Source organism: Paracoccus shanxieyensis (assembly GCF_009711265.1).
GTDB classification, from domain to species: Bacteria; Pseudomonadota; Alphaproteobacteria; order Rhodobacterales; family Rhodobacteraceae; genus Paracoccus; species Paracoccus shanxieyensis.
In genome coordinates, this window is record NZ_WMII01000052.1 from 1 (window position 1) to 2,500 (window position 2,500).

2 rRNA genes (1 of these 2 cut by a window edge) are annotated in these 2,500 nt (G+C 54.4%); both read right to left on the reverse strand.

Features of this window, described 5'->3' with window-relative positions:
• Positions 1 to 118: 118 nt before the first annotated feature.
• Positions 119 to 233: ribosomal RNA gene (rrf, locus tag GL284_RS20955) — 5S ribosomal RNA — on the reverse strand.
• A gap of 111 nt (positions 234 to 344) precedes the next feature.
• Positions 345 to 2,500 (reverse strand): 23S ribosomal RNA (locus GL284_RS20960); it runs 692 nt beyond the window's last position.

Consider the following 2,500-nt stretch of genomic DNA (forward strand, 5'->3'; position numbering starts at 1 on the left):
CGACCTTCAGGTTATGAGCCTGACGAGCTACCGGGCTGCTCTATCCCGCGTCCGTGCCCTGCTTTTGGGTTATTGCGGGGCTTTTTGATCGTTTCAGAGAGATGTCGCTTCTTTTCAGGTCTGGCGGTGACCTACTCTCCCACGTCTTGTGACGCAGTACCATTGGCGCGACGGCACTTAACGGCCGAGTTCGGGATGGGATCGGGTGTTTTGCTCGTGCTTTGGCCACCAGACCGGAAAAGAAGCGACATCGGCGTTTCCCCGTGGGGATTGTTGTCCAAGGATGCATTGGAGGAAGCGTTTTCCATTCATGACTGAATGTACTGGTCTGTCTTCTTCCGGATCAAATCAAGCCAATCGAGCCATTAGTACCGGTCAACTGAATGCATTACTGCACTTACATCTCCGGCCTATCGACGTGGTGGTCTTCCACGGCTCTCAAGGGATACCTTGTTTTGAGGGGGGCTTCACGCTTAGATGCCTTCAGCGTTTATCCTGTCCGTTCATAGCTACCCAGCACTGCCGTTGGCACGACAACTGGTCCACCAGTGGAACGTTCACCCCGGTCCTCTCGTACTAGGGGCAACTCCTCTCAAGTATCCTACACCCACGGCAGATAGGGACCGAACTGTCTCACGACGTTCTAAACCCAGCTCACGTACCTCTTTAAATGGCGAACAGCCATACCCTTGGGACCTGCTCCAGCCCCAGGATGAGATGAGCCGACATCGAGGTGCCAAACGATGCCGTCGATATGGACTCTTGGGCATCATCAGCCTGTTATCCCCAGCGTACCTTTTATCCGTTGAGCGATGGCCCTTCCACTCGGGACCACCGGATCACTATGGCCGACTTTCGTCTCTGCTCGACTTGTCAGTCTTGCAGTCAGGCTGGCTTCTGCCATTGCACTCAACGAGCGATTTCCGACCGCTCTGAGCCAACCTTCGCGCGCCTCCGTTACTCTTTGGGAGGCGACCGCCCCAGTCAAACTACCCACCACGCAGGGTCCCGGACCCGGATAACGGGCCGCGGTTAGACATCAAGAGTGCGAAGGGTGGTATCTCAAGGATGGCTCCACAGCGACTGGCGTCACTGCTTCAATGCCTACCACCTATCCTGCACATCACAATCCTGATGCCAGTGCGAAGCTATAGTAAAGGTGCATGGGGTCTTTCCGTCTAACCGCGGGAAGTCTGCATCTTCACAGACAATTCAATTTCGCTGAGTCCACATTTGAGACAGCGGGGAAGTCGTTACGCCATTCGTGCAGGTCGGAACTTACCCGACAAGGAATTTCGCTACCTTAGGACCGTTATAGTTACGGCCGCCGTTTACCGGGGCTTCAATTCAATGCTTGCACATCTCCTTTTAACCTTCCGGCACCGGGCAGGCGTCAGACCCTATACGTCGTCTTGCGACTTCGCAGAGCCCTGTGTTTTTAGTAAACAGTCGCCACCCCCTGGTTTGTGCCCCCAGCCAACACTTGCGTGCCAACCGGGCCTCCTTCTCGCGAACTTACGGAGGTATTTTGCCGAGTTCCTTAAATGTGGTTCTCTCAAGCGCCTTGGTATTCTCTACCAGTCCACCTGTGTCGGTTTAGGGTACGGTCTTGTGGAGGGCTATTTCCAGGAACCACTCACCAGCCCTTCCAATCCGATAAGGAAGAACAAGCTCTGTGATCCGTCACCATCTCCTGGCCCAGGAATATTAACCTGGTTCCCATCGACTACGCCTTTCGGCCTCGCCTTAGGGGCCGGCTTACCCTGCTCAGATTAGCTTTAAGCAGGAACCCTTGGACTTTCGGCGACAGGGTCTCTCACCCTGTTTGTCGCTACTCATGTCAACATTCTCACTTCTGATCACTCCACCGGATGCCTTACAGCCCGGCTTCACAGTCAGAACAATGCCTCCGCTATCCCTCCCCTTTTTCAAGGAGTGGCGGATAGAAGAGGCAGCGTTCTATATCACAGAACGCTCCGCTACCACGTGCATTGCTGCACATCCAAAGCTTCGGCTCGTGGCTTGAGCCCCGTTACATCTTCGCCGCAAGACCTCTTGATTAGACCAGTGAGCTGTTACGCTATCTTTAAAGGATGGCTGCTTCTAAGCCAACCTCCTGGTTGTTTTGGAAGTCTCACATGCTTTCCCACTTAGCCACGAATTGGGGGCCTTAGCTGTTGGTCAGGGTTGTTTCCCTCTCCACGACGGACGTTAGCACCCGCCGTGTGTCTCCCGGATATTACTCCACGGTATTCGGAGTTTGCTTAGACTCAGTAAGGCTGTGGGCCCCCATCATCCATGCAGTGCTCTACCCCCGTGGGTATTCGTCCGAGGCGCTACCTAAATAGCTTTCGCGGAGAACCAGCTATCTCCAGATTTGATTGGCCTTTCACCCCTAGGCACAAGTCATCCCGACCTTTTTCAACAGGTGTGGGTTCGGACCTCCAGTTGGTGTTACCCAACCTTCATCCTGCTCATGCCTAGATCATCTGGTTTCGGG